We start from the raw sequence: 16,192 nt of genomic DNA on the forward strand, positions 1-16,192 counted from the left end.
TTAAAGGCAGACAAGAAGAATGAAAGCTTACGCCGTACCTTTCGAGAAGTTCGTCAACCTGGCCGACGCCCGCCTGGGCACCAAAATCATCTCGGTCACCGATGACTGGTTCGCTGATGCCAACCGCCTGTTCCAGCCGACCCCGGCGGTGTGGAAAGAAGGCGTGTTCGATGACAACGGCAAGTGGATGGACGGCTGGGAGTCGCGCCGCAAGCGCTTCGAAGGCTATGACAGCGCGGTGATCCGCCTCGGTGTAGCGGGCTCGATCAAAGGCGTCGACATCGATACTTCATTCTTCACCGGCAACTTCCCGCCGTCGGCCTCCCTGGAAGCCTGTTTCCTGGCTGAAGGCGAGCCGACTGAAAACACCCAGTGGGTTGAAGTGCTGTCCGCTGTAGAGCTGCAAGGCAACAGCCATCACTTCCACGAAATCAATAACGATCAGGCGTTCAGCCACCTGCGCTTCAACATCTACCCGGATGGCGGCGTGGCCCGTCTGCGTGTGTACGGCATTCCACACCGCGACTGGTCAGCCGTGGGCGACAACGAGCAAATCGACCTGGCCGCTGCCCTCAACGGTGGCCGCGCCCTCGCCTGCTCCGACGAACACTTCGGCCGCATGAGCAACATCCTCAACCCGGGCCGTGGCATCAACATGGGCGACGGCTGGGAAACCGCACGTCGTCGCACCCCAGGCAATGACTGGGTGATCGTCGCGCTGGGTCATGCCGGTGAAGTCGAGAAAGTCATCGTCGACACCCTGCACTTCAAGGGCAACTACCCGGACACGTGCTCGATCCAAGGCGCATTCGTGAAGGGCGGCACCGACAGCCAGATCGAAACCCAATCGTTGTTCTGGCGTGAACTGCTGCCGGCGCAGAAACTGGAAATGCACGCCGAACACACCTTCGCCGAGCAGATCAAGGCGCTGGGCCCGATCACCCACATCCGCCTGAACGTGTTCCCGGATGGTGGTGTGAGCCGCCTGCGCGTACTGGGCAAGGTCGCTAAATAAGCGCCGAACCCAATCGCCAGCAGGCTGGCTCTCACAGGGGAATGCATTCCAAATGTGGGAGCTGGCCTGCCAGCGATAGCAATAGAACCAACAACACAGAACTCGGGAAAGAAGACCAGCATGCGCACATTGACGATTGAACCGCTGACCAAAGAAGCCTTCGCCCCTTTCGGTGACGTGATCGAAACCGATGGCAGCGATCACTTCATGATCAACAACGGTTCGACCATGCGCTTCCATAAACTGGCGACGGTGCAAACCGCCACGCCAGAGGACAACGCGATCATCAGCATCTTCCGCGCCGACGCGCAGGACATGCCGCTGACCGTCAGTATGCTGGAGCGTCACCCGCTGGGCAGCCAGGCGTTTATTCCGCTGCTCGGCAACCCTTTTCTGATCGTGGTCGCGCCACTTGGCGATGAACCTGTATCAGGCTTGGTCCGCGCCTTCGTCACCAACGGCAGGCAGGGCATTAATTACCATCGCGGCGTCTGGCACCACCCGGTGCTGACGATCGAAAAGCGGGATGACTTCCTGGTGGTTGATCGCAGTGGCACAGGCAATAACTGCGATGAGCATTTTTTCAAAGAGGATGAGCGTTTGGTCCTCGCCCCCCACCAATAAGAGAAGGTCTGATCACTCGACAACAGAGTGACAGGCGAGAGGTAAAGACTGTGGAAGCACATCTGATTGAATGGCTGAACCTGAGCGTGCGCTGGGTTCACATGATTACTGGCGTGGCCTGGATCGGCGCGTCGTTCTATTTCGTCTGGCTGGAAAACAACCTCAATCGGGTCAACCCGAAAAGTGGTCTGGCGGGCGATTTGTGGGCGATCCACGGTGGCGGTATCTACCACCTGGAAAAATACAAACTGGCTCCACCGACCATGCCGGACAACCTGCACTGGTTCAAATGGGAAGCCTACTTCACCTGGATGTCGGGGATCGCGCTGCTGTGCGTGGTGTTCTACTCCAACCCGACGCTGTACCTGCTGGCACCGGGCAGCAGCCTGAGCGGCCCTGAAGGTGTCATGCTGGGCATCGGCTCGCTGTTCGTCGGCTGGTTCGTCTACTCCTTCCTGTGCGACTCGGCGCTGGGCAAACGCCCTGCCCTGCTAGGCGGAATTCTGTTCGTGCTGATCATTGGCGCCGCTTACGGCTTCAGCAAAGTGTTCAGCGGTCGGGGTGCGTACCTGCACGTCGGCGCGATCATCGGCACCATCATGGTCGGTAACGTGTTCCGCATCATCATGCCGGCACAGCGCGCACTGGTGGCGGCGATTGCCGAGAACCGCACGCCCGATCCGGCACTGCCGGCCAAAGGCTTGTTGCGTTCGCGTCACAACAACTACTTCACCTTACCGGTGCTGTTCATCATGATCAGCAACCACTTCCCGAGCACTTACGGCAGCCAATACAACTGGCTGATCCTGGCCGGAATCGCGGTGCTGGCAGTGTTGGTGCGTCACTACTTCAACACCCGTCATGACAGCCACAAGTTTGCCTGGACCCTGCCAGTGGCAGCCGTGGGCATGATCAGCCTGGCTTACGTCACCGGCCCTGCGCCAATGACTAGCCCGGAAGTGGCCAAGGCCCCTGCGAAGATCGAGTACCAACCGCTGCCGGAAACCGCAGTGGGTGGTGGCTTGAAACCGGCTGAAGCAGCACCGGCGGCAGCGCCCGCAGCCGCACCGGCTCAGGCGTCCAACGCAGGCCCTGGGTTCGACAAGGTACACAGCGTGATTCAGGAGCGTTGCGCGGTTTGCCACTCGGCCAAACCGACCAGCCCTCTGTTCAGCGCGGCCCCTGCCGGTGTGATGTTCGACACCCCCGAGCAGATCCGCCAGAACGCCCCGCGTATCCAGGCCCAGGCCGTTACCAGCCAGATCATGCCACTGGGCAACATCACGCAGATGACCCAGCAGGAACGTGACCTGATCGGTGCCTGGATAGTGCAGGGAGCCCAGACCAATTAAGTAGCAAAAGCATCGCGAGCAGGCTCGCTCCCACAGGTTCTGCATGGCCTGTGTGGGAGCTGGCTTGCCTGCGATTGGCCGCACTGCGGCCTACCTGATTCGAAAACAGCGGCCAGCAGCACGGCCGTTGTACATCACAAGAATAAAAAAGATCCGAGGTGTTGCATGTCCGAGCTATCCGAAGCGCGCATCCCCGACGCACCCGCCATTCAGCGTTTGCCCCTTTTGCAGCTGATCCTGGTCGGTCTGCAACATGTTTTGCTGATGTACGGCGGTGCCATCGCGGTCCCGCTGATCATCGGACAGGCCGCTGGCCTGAGTCGTGAAGAAATCGCCTTTCTGATAAACGCCGATCTGCTTGTGGCCGGCATAGCCACCATCGTCCAGTCGCTAGGCATCGGCCCCATGGGCATCCGCATGCCAGTGATGATGGGCGCCAGTTTCGCCGCGGTCGGCAGCATGGTTGCCATGGCCGGCATGCCCGGTATCGGTCTGCAAGGGATCTTCGGCGCGACCATCGCCGCCGGGTTCTTCGGCATGCTCATCGCCCCGTTCATGTCCAAAGTTGTTCGCTTTTTCCCGCCTTTGGTGACCGGCACGGTCATCACCTCGATCGGTTTGTCGCTGTTCCCCGTGGCCGTCAACTGGGCCGGCGGTGGTGCCAGTGCCACCCAATTCGGTTCGCCTATTTACCTGACCATTGCCGCGCTGGTGCTGGGCACCATTTTGCTGGTGCACCGTTTCATGCGCGGTTTCTGGGTCAATATTTCAGTGCTGATCGGCATGTGCCTGGGCTACGTGCTCTGCGGCCTGATCGGCATGGTCGACCTCAGCGGCATGGCGCAAGCGCCGTGGCTGCAATTCGTCACCCCGTTGCATTTCGGCATGCCGAAGTTTGAACTCGCGCCGGTACTTTCCATGTGTCTGGTGGTGGTGATCATCTTCGTCGAGTCCACCGGGATGTTCCTCGCCCTGGGCAAAATCACCGGCCAGGAAGTCTGCCCACGGATGCTGCGGCGCGGCTTGCTGTGTGATGCCGGCGCCTCGTTTTTCGCCGGGTTCTTCAACACCTTCACCCACTCCTCTTTTGCGCAAAACATCGGTTTAGTGCAGATGACCGGCGTACGGTGCCGCTCGGTAACCATCGTCGCAGGCGGGTTGCTCATTGTATTGAGCCTGCTGCCGAAAGCCGCCTTTCTGGTGGCGTCGATTCCGCCCGCGGTATTGGGCGGAGCAGCGATTGCGATGTTCGGCATGGTCGCCGCCACCGGGATCAAGATTCTTCAGGAAGCCGACATCGGCGACCGTCGCAACCAACTGCTGGTGGCGGTGAGTATCGGCATGGGCCTGATTCCAGTGGTGCGCCCGGAGTTCTTCGCCCACCTGCCGCTATGGATGAGCCCGATTACCCACAGCGGCATCGCCATGGCCACGATCAGCGCCCTGACGCTGAACCTGCTGTTCAACATTCTGGGTGGCGCCGAACGCGCGGCCATCAACGACTGCACCGCTCACACGCATTGAACAAAACCTTTGAACAGGGCTGCCTTCTGGCGGCCCATGGCTGCCTGCGCCTCAACAATAAAAACAAGAGGAAGCAACAGATGGTTTTCACCGACTCAAAGCCGTCGTTTAACGACGATAAGCCACGCGCCGACAACCGTGCTCCACACCTGTCGTCGGTGCGCTGTTGCGGGGCACTTGAGACCTGGCCGAGTAGTCAGTATTCTCCGCGGCCGCCTGAATCCGCGTTAAAAAAAAGCCCGGATTTAATTTCTGACCAAAAAGCCAGCTTTTCTCGGCTCTGGACAGTACCAAGGCACTCCATACCCCCTCTCAATCGACTGTTTTTGAGCAGCCGAACGGGCGTTTATTTGTTTTTTGAACACCTTGGCGCAGCTCTTGCTATGAGCATTAAAGCTGACCAACTGGATGATTTTTTACCGCTACAGATAGAGGCGCCACACCAGAGCGCCGAACTTAAAAAATAACGTGGAATCACCTACTTTTTTGGGAGCAACCGAATGAAACGTACGTGCACTAGCCTGATGCTGGCAGGATCAATGCTGGCTGGGGGCCAGGCCATGGCCGGTGACTTGCTGCAATGGCAGACCAACAGCCTGACTTATCTCTACGGTAAAGAGTTCAAGGTCAACCCGGCGATTCAGCAGACTGTGACTTTCGAGCATGCCGATGGCTGGAAATATGGGGATAACTTCTTCTTCATTGACAAGATCTTCTACAACGGCAAGGAAGACGCCTTCGCCGGGGAGAACACCCACTATGGCGAATTCAGCCCGCGCTTGTCATTCGGCAAGATCTTTGACCAGAAGCTAGCATTTGGCCCGATCAAGGACGTGTTGCTGGCCATGACGTACGAGTTTGGTGAGGACGATACCGAGTCCTACCTGATCGGTCCGGGTTTCGACCTGGCCATCCCGGGCTTCGATTACTTCCAGTTGAACTTCTACAACCGTCACACCGAAGGCGACCGCCCGGGAGACAATGTCTGGCAGATCACTCCGGTCTGGTCCTACACCATTCCGGTCGGCGATTCGAGCATCCTGATCGACGGCTACATGGACTGGGTAGTCGACAACGATGTCAACCGCAACGGCGAATACCACGCCAACCTGCACTTCAACCCACAGGTTAAATACGACTTGGGTAAAGCGTTGAATTTCGGCGCGAAGCAGTTGTACGTGGGTGTCGAGTACGACTACTGGAAAGACAAGTACGGGATCGAAGACTCCCATGCCTTCACCACCGATCAGAACACAGCGAGCCTGCTGGTGAAGTTCCACTTCTGATCCGGTTGTAAGTGGCGTCTGCAAGGACGCCATCGCGGGCAAGCCCGCTCCCACAGGTTTTGTGTCGTTCGCACATTACGTAAATGACACAAAACCCTGTGGGAGCGGGCTTGCCCGCGATGGCTGCGCCACAAGTCTTAAGCGAGAACTACCGGCTCCTGCAACCCAAGAAACCGGCAAAGCTCCTCACGCTTGGCCAACGCATCGCGCCGCCCCAGATCGATCAACTCGCTGCAATACCCCGCTTCGAACAACAGATAACTCAACACCCCCGCCCCACTGGTCTTGGTCGCCCCCGGCCCGCGCAGAAACAGGCGCAGTGCCGCCGGCAATTCCTGACGATGCCGCGCCGCTATCTCATCGATCGGTTGACTCGGCGAAATCACCAGCACCTCCACCGGCGCCACACCCAGCGCACGGGTCGGCGTCCCGTCGGGCATCAAGTGGCTGAACTGATTCAGACGCTGCAACAACTCAATGTCGCTTTCCAGGCTGTCAATGAACGTGCTGTTGAGCATGTGTCCGCCAATCTGCGCCAGCGTCGGCTGTTGCCCGGTATAGGCGCGTTGCAACGGCTGCTGCGGGTCGACGCCGCGCGGGTTGCCGCTGACGCCCACCACCAGCACCCGACTGGCGCCCAGGTGCAGGGCCGGGCTGATCGGGGCGGATTGGCGCACAGCACCGTCACCGAAGTATTCCTCGCCGATTTTCACCGGGGCGAACAGCAGCGGAATGGCGGAACTGGCCAGCAAATGCTCGACACTCAATTGGGTTGGGACGCCAATGCGCCGGTGGCGTAACCACGATTCGATAGTGCCACCCCCCTGATAGAACGTGACAGCCTGACCGGACTCGTAGCCAAACGCCGTCACCGCTACTGCCTGCAACTGCTTCTGGGCAATGGCTTCGGCGATCCCGGCCATATTCAGTTTGTCGTGGAGCAAACCGCGCAGTGGCGAACTGTTGAGCAAGGCTACCGGCACGTGGGCACCAAGCCCCAGCAAACTGTGACTGACAAACCGGCTGGCCTGGCTGATGACGCCGGGCCAGTCACTGCGCAACACCAGATGGCTGCGAAAGCCCTGCCAGAAGGCGGTCAAACGCTCGATGGCGCCGCGAAAATCCAGCGCGCCACTGGCGAGGCTAACCGCGTTGATCGCACCGGCCGACGTGCCGACGATCACCGGAAACGGATTGCTTGCCCCCTTCGGCAACAGTTCGGCAATCGCCGCCAGCACCCCTACCTGATACGCCGCCCGAGCCCCGCCGCCGGAAAGAATCAACCCTGTAACCGGTTCAGCAGGACTCATCGCAACACTCCATGGCGCTTATAGGAATCGGTGACTCAACGACGTTTTTTATACAACTTGGGCTCACCCGGTGGCCGGCTCTTGAAACGGCGATGGGCCCAGAGGTACTGCTCCGGGCATTCACGCAAGGCGCTTTCGACCCACTGGTTGATGCGGATGCAATCGGCTTCTTCGGTTTCGCCGGGGAAACCTTCGAGCGGCGCATGAATCATCAGTCGATATCCGCTGCCATCGGCCAGCCGCTCCTGGGTGAACGGCACCACCAACGCCTTGCCCAGCCGCGCAAACTTGCTGGTGGCGGTCACGGTCGCGGCCTGAATGCCGAACAGCGGCACGAAAATGCTTTGTTTGGCGCCGTAGTCCTGATCCGGTGCGTACCAGATCGCTCGGCCGGCGCGCAGCAGTTTAAGCATGCCGCGCACATCGTCGCGCTCCACCGCCAGCGAATCGAGGTTGTGCCGCTCGCGACCACGGCGCTGGACGTAATCGAACAGCGGATTCTTGTGCTCGCGGTACATGCCGTCGATGGTGTGCTGTTGGCCAAGTAACGCCGCGCCGATTTCCAGTGTGGTGAAATGCACCGCCATCAGGATCACGCCCTTGCCGTCTTGCTGGGCTTTTTTCAGATGTTCCAGGCCTTCGACATGGGCCAGTTTCGCCAGACGCTGCCGCGACCACCACCAACTCATGGCCATTTCGAAAAAGGCGATGCCGGTGGAGGCAAAGTTTTCCTTGAGCAGGCGCTTGCGCTCGGCGGCGGACTTTTCGGGGAAACACAGTTCAAGATTGCGTTTGGCGATGCGCCGTCGGTCGCCGGCCAGCCGATACATCACGGCACCCAGTAGGCGACCTATAAACAGCAACGCCGGATACGGCAGCTGAACAATCAGCCACAGCAGCCCCAAGCCACACCACAGCGGCCAGAAACGCGGCATAAGAAATGTTTTTCGAAAACGCGGGCGATCCATTAAAGGTTCCGGAAAGACAATGGCCGCGCATTCTACATCGTTCGACCCGGCTTGCGGCTTGCGGGCGTTCTCGTTATAAGTCTCGGCACTTTTAGTGACAAGCCGTTGTATGCCGACCATGAGCCAAACCGAACCGCAAGACCAGGATCCCGTGTTCCAGTTGAAGGGCAGCATGCTCGCCATTACCGTGCTGGAACTGGCCCGCAACGACCTCGATAACCTTGATCGGCAACTGGCCGCCAAGGTCGCTCAGGCGCCTAATTTTTTCAGCAATGCGCCGCTGGTGCTGGCCCTGGACAAGCTCCCGGCCGGCGAAGGCGCAGTGGATTTGCCCGGCCTGATGCGCGTCTGCCGCCAGCATGGCTTGCGCACGCTGGCCATCCGCGCGAGCCGCATCGAAGACATCGCTGCCGCCATTGCGGTCGACTTGCCGGTGCTGCCGCCGTCCGGCGCCCGTGAGCGTCCGCTCGACCCCCTCGAAGGTCAGGTGAAGAAAAAACCGGAAAAACCGCCGGAACCGACTATCAAACCGACAAAAATCATTACGTCGCCAGTACGTGGTGGCCAGCAGATTTATGCCCAGGGTTGTGATTTGGTGGTGATTTCCTCGGTCAGCCCGGGGGCGGAACTTCTCGCCGATGGCAATATCCATGTATACGGCCCTATGCGCGGTCGTGTATTGGCCGGCGTCAAAGGCGACACGAAAGCCAGGATTTTTTGTCAGCAAATGAGCGCTGAACTGGTGTCCATCGCAGGCCACTACAAGGTCTCCGAGGATCTGCGTCGCGACCCGTTGTGGGGCTCGGGCGTACAAGTCAGCCTGTCGGGCGATGTGTTGAACATCATTCGGCTTTAACGGATACTGCCGCATTTTCCAAACATCTCTAAAACCTAGCGAAAACGGCTCAAGCGAAGTAGGAAAACGGCCACAAGCAGTGTTTACCGGAGGTAAGCCCCGCCCAAAACCGGATTCCAGCCAAGGCTGTCCGACTGCAGTAGTTTTCAAGAGATGTTTTTCAGGGGCTAAAAGTCCTTTTTCCTTAGGGGTGAAACACCTTGGCCAAGATTCTCGTGGTTACATCCGGCAAGGGTGGTGTGGGTAAGACCACCACCAGCGCCGCTATCGGTACCGGCCTCGCTCTGCGTGGTCACAAAACAGTCATCGTCGACTTCGACGTCGGCCTGCGTAACCTCGACCTGATCATGGGTTGTGAGCGTCGAGTGGTGTATGACTTCGTCAACGTGGTCAACGGCGAAGCCAACCTGCAACAGGCCCTGATCAAAGACAAGCGCCTGGAAAACCTCTACGTCCTGGCCGCCAGTCAGACCCGCGACAAAGACGCGCTGACGGTGGAAGGCGTGGAAAAAGTGCTGATGGCGTTGAAAGAAGACTTCGAATTCGTGGTCTGCGACTCCCCGGCTGGCATCGAGAAAGGCGCCCACTTGGCCATGTACTTCGCGGATGAAGCGATCGTCGTGACCAACCCGGAAGTGTCCTCGGTACGTGACTCGGACCGTATGCTGGGCCTGCTGGCCAGCAAGTCGCGTCGTGCCGAACGTGGCGAAGATCCGATCAAGGAACACTTGCTGATTACCCGTTATCACCCTGAACGTGTGAGCAAAGGCGAAATGCTCGGCGTAGAAGACGTCAAGGACATCCTCTCGGTGACCCTGCTCGGCGTGATCCCTGAATCCCAGGCGGTGCTCAAAGCATCCAACCAGGGCATTCCGGTGATTCTTGACGACCAGAGCGATGCCGGCCAGGCCTACAGCGATACCGTGGACCGCCTGCTGGGCAAGAACTTGGAGCATCGGTTCCTCGATGTAGAGAAGAAAGGATTCTTTGAGCGTCTGTTTGGAGGCCGGTAATGAACATTTTTGACTTCTTTCGTGCCAACAAGAAGCCAAGTACCGCATCGGTAGCGAAAGAGCGTCTACAGATCATCGTGGCGCATGAACGCGGCCAACGCAGTACACCGGACTACCTGCCAGCCTTGCAGAAGGAACTGGTGGAAGTGATCCGCAAGTACGTCAATATCGGGTCCGATGACGTGCACGTCGCTCTGGAAAACCAGGGCAGCTGCTCGATTCTGGAACTCAATATCACCCTGCCAGATCGTTAATCGATCCAGCGGGAGCCACGGCGGCCCGGAACCTGCCTTTGTAGGAGCCGAGCTTGCTCGCGATGACGGTATTACATTCAACGACGATGTTGAATGACCGACCGCCATCGCGAGCAAGCTCGGCTCCTACAGGGTGCGAGGTTCTGAGCCGCCGTTGGCGTTTGTTACGAGGCTGTTTTAATGCCGTTGTCCAACGTCCACATCATCCATCAGGACGCCGCCGTACTGGTGGTGAACAAACCGACCCTGTTGCTCTCCGTCCCTGGCCGGGCTGACGACAACAAGGATTGCCTGATTACCCGCCTGCAAGAAAACGGTTACCCGGAAGCGCGAATCGTCCATCGTCTGGACTGGGAAACCTCCGGCATCATTCTTCTGGCCCGTGACCCGGACACTCATCGCGAGCTGTCTCGGCAATTTCATGACCGCGAAACCGAAAAAGCCTACACGGCGTTGTGCTGGGGCCAGCCGGAACTGGACAGTGGCAGCATCGACTTGCCCTTGCGCTATGACCCGCCGACCAAGCCACGCCATGTGGTCGACCACGAATTCGGCAAGAATGCCCTGACCTTCTGGCGTGTACTGGAACGCTGTGGTGACTGGTGCCGCGTTGAACTCACGCCGATCACCGGCCGCTCGCACCAATTGCGCGTGCATATGCTTTCCATTGGCCACCCGCTACTGGGTGACGGGCTCTATGCCCACGAGCAAGCCCTGGCCGCCTGGCCGCGCCTGTGCCTGCACGCCAGCATGCTCAGCTTCACCCACCCTCAAACCGGTGAACGTTTGCGCTTCGAGTGCCCGGCACCGTTCTAAGCGTATGAGCACAAAACCCTGTGGGAGCGGGCTTGCCCGCGATTACGGTCGATCAGCCAGCACTGGTGTCGACTGACACGACGCCTTCGCGGGCAAGCCCGCGCCTACAGGGTTCTCCGGCAGATTCAATTATCGGAGCCTGGCCCCAACATCAGCCCACCGCCAATTCCATAGCTAATACGTTAAACTGGCGCCACTGCTGTCTGGAGCTTCTTATGCGCGAAGAGTTGAACCAAGGCCTGATCGACTTTCTCAAGGCCTCCCCTACCCCATTCCATGCCACTGCCAGTCTTGTTCAACGCCTGGAAGCGGCGGGCTTCATGCGCCTTGACGAGCGCGAACCCTGGACCACCGAAGCCAACGGTCGTTACTACGTCACCCGAAATGACTCCTCCATCGTCGCGATCAAGATGGGGCGTCACTCACCGCTGCATGGCGGTATTCGCCTGGTGGGCGCGCACACCGACAGCCCTTGCCTGCGGGTCAAACCCCAACCTGAGCTGCAACGTCAGGGTTTCTGGCAATTGGGCGTCGAAGTCTATGGCGGTGCGTTGCTGGCGCCGTGGTTCGACCGTGATTTGTCCCTCGCCGGCCGCGTAACTTTCCGTCGCGACGGCAAGGTCGAGAGCCAGTTGATCGACTTCAAGGCGCCCATCGCGACCATTCCGAACCTGGCGATTCACCTTAACCGTGAAGCCAACATGGGCTGGGCAATCAACGCGCAGACCGAATTGCCGCCGATCCTCGCGCAATTCGCCGGTGACGAACGCGTGGACTTCCGCGCCGTACTCACCAACCAGCTGGCACTGGAACATGGCTTGAACGCCGATGTCGTGCTGGATTACGAGTTGAGTTTCTACGACACCCAAAGCGCCGCGATCATCGGTCTGCATGGTGACTTCATCGCCGGCGCGCGCCTGGATAACTTGCTGTCGTGCTACGCCGGCCTGCAAGCACTGCTGACCGCCGAAACCGACGAAACCTGTGTGCTGGTCTGCAACGATCACGAAGAAGTCGGCTCCTGTTCGGCCTGCGGCGCTGATGGCCCGATGCTTGAGCAGACGTTGCGTCGCCTGCTGCCTGAAGGTGACGAGTTCGTGCGCACCATTCAGAAGTCCCTGCTGGTGTCGGCCGACAACGCCCACGGCGTACACCCCAACTACGCCGACAAACACGACGCCAACCACGGCCCGAAACTCAACGCTGGCCCGGTAATAAAGGTCAACAGCAACCAGCGTTACGCCACCAACAGCGAAACCGCCGGCTTCTTCCGTCACCTGTGCATGGCCGAGGAAGTACCGGTGCAAAGCTTTGTGGTGCGCAGCGATATGGGCTGTGGTTCAACCATCGGCCCGATCACCGCCAGCCACCTGGGTGTGCGCACCGTGGACATCGGCCTGCCGACGTTCGCCATGCACTCGATACGCGAACTGTGCGGCAGCCACGACCTGGCGCACCTGGTCAAAGTGCTGAGCGCGTTCTACGCCTGCCAGGAATTGCCTTAGCCCCTGAAAAGCTTCGCGAGCAAGCTGGCTCCTACATTTGGAATGCATTCCAATGTGGGAGCGAGACTGCTCGCGATGCGGTAGCGCCGACGACAAACTTTCTTATCCAGAAACTCATCCGCATCAGTCACCCAAAAGCCACCTAGACTTAAATTAACCTGCTGACAAGGCCGTCTCCATGATCTCGTTGTCTTCGTTTCACGCCATGCTGGTCCCGATCCTCGCCGGAATGCTCATGCTGGCAATCGGCTTCAACTTTCGCGACAAAAACGCCGGTGTATTGGCCATGTGGATTGGCATGCTGACCATTTTCGGCACCGTGATTTTCAAGATCCTCGCCAAACTCAACGAATAAATCCTCCCCCTGACTCGCATTGATTTAGACGGGCTCGTACACTCGGTCGATCCGCTCATCCCGAGGTTGACCGCCTAGTGCTCACCCGTCTTTTCGCCCTGCCGTATTTCTTCCTTGTCTGCCTCATGACGTTGCTGCCGATGGCGCCTGCCCAGGCGGCCGGTTTACCGAGCCTGCTCGGCAGCTCGACGAAAGCCCAGCCCGAAGCACAGGAACCGTTAGGCCAATCGTTGGATGAAGTCATCAAGTCGCTGGAGAACGATCAACAGCGCAGCAAACTCCTGGCCGACCTGAAGAAACTGCGCGACGCCACCAAAAAGGCGCAACCCGCCGCCGAAGAAGGCGTGCTGGGACTGATCGGCGGTACGCTGGCCACACTCGAAAAGCAATTCTCCGGGGCCGACAGCCCGCTCACGCGCTGGTCCGAAGAACTCGATCAGGCCAGGGACGAACTGACAGCACTGATGATGCCGGCCAGTGAGTGGCTGCCGATAATCTTCGCGTTCGCCATGATCCTGATGGTCTGGAGCCTGCTGGCGGCGGCCCTGATCTGGATCAGTCACCGAGTACGCACGCGCTTCGGCCTGACCGAAGAACTGCCACAACACCCCAAGGCGCTGGACATGTTGCGCTTCGCCCTGCGCAAGCTTGGGCCATGGATGGTTGCCTTGGTGATCACCGTCTACATGAGCTATGCGCTGCCCTCGTCCCTGGGTAAAAGCCTGGCCATGGTGCTGGCTTACGCGTTGGTGGTCGGCACGTGTTTCTCGGCGATCTGTGTGATCGCCTTCTCCCTGCTCGATGGCCCGCACCGCCACCGCGCCTTGTATATCCTGCGGCACCAAGCCTTTCGGCCGTTGTGGTTGATCGGCAGTTTCGCCGCGTTTGGTGAGGCGCTGAACGACCCGAGACTGGTCGCCGGTCTCGGCAGTCATCTGGCGCACACGGCAGCGACGGCCGCCAATGTGTTGGCAGCGATTTCGACCGGAATGTTCATCTTGCGGTTCCGTCGACCGATCGCGCACTTGATCCGCAATCAGCCGCTGTCCCGGCGCCTGACCCGTCGCGCCCTGAGCGATACCATCGAGATTCTCGGCACCTTCTGGTACGTCCCGGCACTGGTGCTGGTGGGCGTATCGCTGTTCGCCACGTTCATCTCGGCGGGCGACACCAGCACTGCACTGCGCCAGTCGCTGATCTGCACCGTATTACTGGTGATGAGCATGGTCATCAACGGACTGGTACGGCGCCACGCACTGAAACCGCAACGCGGTGTGAAGCGCCACGCACTGTATTCGGAACGCCTGAAGAATTTTTTCTACACCCTCGTCCACCTGTTGGTGTGGTTGGCGTTCATCGAACTCGGCCTGCGGGTCTGGGGCATGTCGCTGATCACGTTCACCGAAGGGGAAGGCCATGAGGTCAGCGTCAAACTGTTCAGCCTCGCCGGCACACTGATTTTCGCCTGGCTGATCTGGATCCTCAGCGACACCGCCGTACACCACGCGCTCACCCGCTCACGCAAAGGCCTGGCCAACACCCGCGCGCAGACGATGATGCCGTTGATCCGCAACGTGTTGTTCGTGACGATTTTCATTATCGCGCTGATCGTTGCGCTGGCGAACATGGGCATGAACGTCACGCCCTTGCTGGCCGGTGCCGGCGTAATCGGCCTGGCCATCGGTTTCGGTGCGCAGTCGCTGGTGGCGGATTTGATCACCGGGCTGTTCATCATCATCGAAGACTCCCTGGCCATCGATGACTACGTGGACGTCGGCGGCCACCTGGGCACCGTCGAAGGGCTGACTATTCGCACCGTGCGCCTGCGGGACATCGACGGCATCGTCCACACCAGTCCGTTCAGCGAAATCAAAAGCATCAAGAACTACTCCCGGGAGTTCGGCTACGCGATTTTCCGGGTGGCGGTGCCGTCCGAGATGGACATTGATAGCGCGATCAAACTGATGCGCGAAGTCGGTCAGAAAATGCGCACCGACCCCCTGCAACGTCGCAATATTTGGTCACCGCTGGAGATCCAGGGTGTCGAAAGTTTCGAGTCCGGCAACGCAATCCTGCGCGCCCGGTTCAAAACCGCGCCGATCAAACAGTGGGAAGTTTCGCGAGCGTTCAACCTGTCGCTCAAGCGGCATATGGATGAGGCGGGGCTGGATCTGGCGATGCCGCGCATGAGTGTTCAGGTGGCGACGGCAGCGGGTGGGCCGCAGAAAGAATAGCGTTGGCTGTCAGGCTGCGGTTTCTGCGGCTAAACCACATCCACCCCGACATGAATCGCATCATGGCGCCAGAACTCCAGGTCACAATCGATCAGCCGCTCATGCTGATCGTAATTGACCCGGGCAATGCGCAGCCCCGGGCTGCCCACCGACACCCGTAACGCGGCGGCCGCATCCGCCGAGAGCGACGTCGGCACTATTTCGAAACGCACCCGCCCGTAGTGCAAATCGTAATGCCGTGCGTACAACTCGGTGATCGACTGATTCAAATCAAACTCAAGAATCCCCGGAAAATACTGCGGATTCAAATAGTGCTCCACATACAACACCAGCCGCTCATCAATGCGCCGCGCGCGACAGATCTGGATCACGCTCGACAGCGCCGGCAACTGCAACCAGGCGCACACCGCTGCCGAGGCGGGTTGCAACCGCGCCGAAATCACTTCGGTGGACGGCACACGCCCTTGCGCGCTGACCATCGCGTGAAAGTGACTGCGCTGCATCAGGTTGTAGGCCAGGCGCGGTGGCGAAACGAACCAGCCACGGCGCTCTTCGCGATAAATCTGCCCCTGCGCCTCCAGCTGCAACAACGCCTCACGCACGGTAATCCGTGTGGTCCCGAATAACTCACTGAGCTTGCGCTCGGACGGCAGTTTGCTGCCGGGGGCCAACAGACCGTGGTCGAGCTGTTCCTGCAGAACCTGACCAATGGCGGTAACCGCTTTCGTTGCCTCATCGCGCATCAACGTTACCTATCTGGACTAGACCAGCGCTGTTTCGGAGCAGAACCGCGCTGCAAAACCGGTTCATCGACATCCTGCAAGCGTAGGCAATGCAGATGACTGATCGATGACAAAGCCACCCAACGGTCATTCAACGGTCGCCGCAAACCCTGCAATACATCCGCAAAGTCCCTTGCACACGGGGGCTTTACCCATGGTCTACGCTTACCGGGCACCTGCCAAATACCGGGCAAATAACTGTGCTGCCGGGTGAAACCGACATGAAAGTGTCATCGAGCCCGCCTAAATTGGCTCAGGTATTGCTGACCTAGACCAACACAACCGCAATCGCAGCGTT

The 16,192-nt window shown here is 59.3% G+C and carries 16 protein-coding genes; 13 read left to right on the forward strand and 3 right to left on the reverse strand.

The window, feature by feature from the left end:
- The first annotated feature begins 19 nt into the window (after positions 1-19).
- The 6 genes from alc (at position 20) to AC3ISI_RS20300 (ending at position 5,801) form a co-directional block, all read left to right on the forward strand.
- Positions 20-1,015: an allantoicase gene (gene alc, locus AC3ISI_RS20275; RefSeq protein WP_489333505.1), complete on the forward strand. Its 996-nt coding sequence runs from the start codon at positions 20-22 to the stop codon at positions 1,013-1,015.
- A 120-nt stretch (positions 1,016-1,135) separates the two neighbouring features.
- On the forward strand, positions 1,136-1,639 hold the full coding sequence (locus tag AC3ISI_RS20280; RefSeq protein ID WP_007944440.1) for an ureidoglycolate lyase: 504 nt from the start codon (positions 1,136-1,138) through the stop codon (positions 1,637-1,639).
- Positions 1,640-1,689: 50 nt separating this feature from the next.
- A complete protein-coding gene (locus tag AC3ISI_RS20285) occupies positions 1,690-2,991 on the forward strand; it encodes a urate hydroxylase PuuD (protein ID WP_489333506.1) in 1,302 nt (433 codons plus the stop codon).
- Positions 2,992-3,156: 165 nt separating this feature from the next.
- The gene (locus AC3ISI_RS20290) at positions 3,157-4,515 is read left to right on the forward strand and encodes a nucleobase:cation symporter-2 family protein (RefSeq protein ID WP_489333507.1); all 1,359 of its coding nucleotides are present in this window, start codon (positions 3,157-3,159) and stop codon (positions 4,513-4,515) included.
- The gene (locus tag AC3ISI_RS20295) at positions 4,512-4,982 is read left to right on the forward strand and encodes a hypothetical protein (RefSeq protein WP_489333508.1); all 471 of its coding nucleotides are present in this window, start codon (positions 4,512-4,514) and stop codon (positions 4,980-4,982) included. The genes AC3ISI_RS20290 and AC3ISI_RS20295 overlap by 4 nt, the downstream gene beginning before the upstream one ends.
- Positions 4,983-5,015: 33 nt before the next feature.
- Positions 5,016-5,801, forward strand: coding sequence for an outer membrane protein OmpK (locus AC3ISI_RS20300; RefSeq protein WP_489333509.1), 786 nt, complete (start codon positions 5,016-5,018; stop codon positions 5,799-5,801).
- 137 nt (positions 5,802-5,938) lie between these two features.
- On the opposite strand, the gene AC3ISI_RS20305 is transcribed toward AC3ISI_RS20300, so the two are convergent.
- Positions 5,939-7,111 carry a patatin-like phospholipase family protein gene (locus AC3ISI_RS20305; protein ID WP_489333510.1) on the reverse strand — a complete coding sequence of 391 codons (1,173 nt, stop codon included), beginning with the start codon at positions 7,109-7,111 and terminating at the stop codon, positions 5,939-5,941.
- A 35-nt stretch (positions 7,112-7,146) separates the two neighbouring features.
- A complete protein-coding gene (locus tag AC3ISI_RS20310; RefSeq protein ID WP_489333511.1) occupies positions 7,147-8,079 on the reverse strand; it encodes a lipid A biosynthesis lauroyl acyltransferase in 933 nt (310 codons plus the stop codon).
- Between the two features lie 118 nt (positions 8,080-8,197).
- On the opposite strand from AC3ISI_RS20310, the gene minC reads away from it, so the two are divergent.
- From minC to AC3ISI_RS20345, 7 genes are all read left to right on the forward strand, one after another.
- Positions 8,198-8,935, forward strand: coding sequence for a septum site-determining protein MinC (gene minC, locus AC3ISI_RS20315; protein WP_489333512.1), 738 nt, complete (start codon positions 8,198-8,200; stop codon positions 8,933-8,935).
- 200 nt (positions 8,936-9,135) lie between these two features.
- Positions 9,136-9,948 carry a septum site-determining protein MinD gene (gene minD / locus AC3ISI_RS20320; protein ID WP_489333513.1) on the forward strand — a complete coding sequence of 271 codons (813 nt, stop codon included), beginning with the start codon at positions 9,136-9,138 and terminating at the stop codon, positions 9,946-9,948.
- A complete protein-coding gene (gene minE, locus AC3ISI_RS20325) occupies positions 9,948-10,202 on the forward strand; it encodes a cell division topological specificity factor MinE (protein ID WP_007944431.1) in 255 nt (84 codons plus the stop codon). Before minD ends, minE begins: the two co-directional genes overlap by 1 nt.
- A 180-nt stretch (positions 10,203-10,382) precedes the next feature.
- The gene (locus tag AC3ISI_RS20330) at positions 10,383-11,018 is read left to right on the forward strand and encodes an RluA family pseudouridine synthase (RefSeq protein WP_046027121.1); all 636 of its coding nucleotides are present in this window, start codon (positions 10,383-10,385) and stop codon (positions 11,016-11,018) included.
- Positions 11,019-11,233: 215 nt separating this feature from the next.
- Positions 11,234-12,523: a M18 family aminopeptidase gene (locus tag AC3ISI_RS20335; RefSeq protein ID WP_489333514.1), complete on the forward strand. Its 1,290-nt coding sequence runs from the start codon at positions 11,234-11,236 to the stop codon at positions 12,521-12,523.
- Between the two features lie 178 nt (positions 12,524-12,701).
- Positions 12,702-12,878, forward strand: a complete 177-nt coding sequence (locus tag AC3ISI_RS20340; protein ID WP_489333515.1) for a hypothetical protein — start codon at positions 12,702-12,704, stop codon at positions 12,876-12,878.
- A gap of 77 nt (positions 12,879-12,955) precedes the next feature.
- Entirely contained in the window at positions 12,956-15,112 is a 2,157-nt protein-coding gene (locus AC3ISI_RS20345) for a mechanosensitive ion channel family protein (RefSeq protein ID WP_489333516.1), read from the forward strand.
- A gap of 29 nt (positions 15,113-15,141) precedes the next feature.
- Here AC3ISI_RS20345 and AC3ISI_RS20350 read toward each other — a convergent pair whose 3' ends face one another.
- Positions 15,142-15,855, reverse strand: coding sequence for a UTRA domain-containing protein (locus AC3ISI_RS20350; protein WP_489333517.1), 714 nt, complete (start codon positions 15,853-15,855; stop codon positions 15,142-15,144).
- Positions 15,856-16,192: the final 337 nt, after the last annotated feature.

It is taken from the genome of Pseudomonas sp. GL_139_B, from assembly GCF_057834475.1.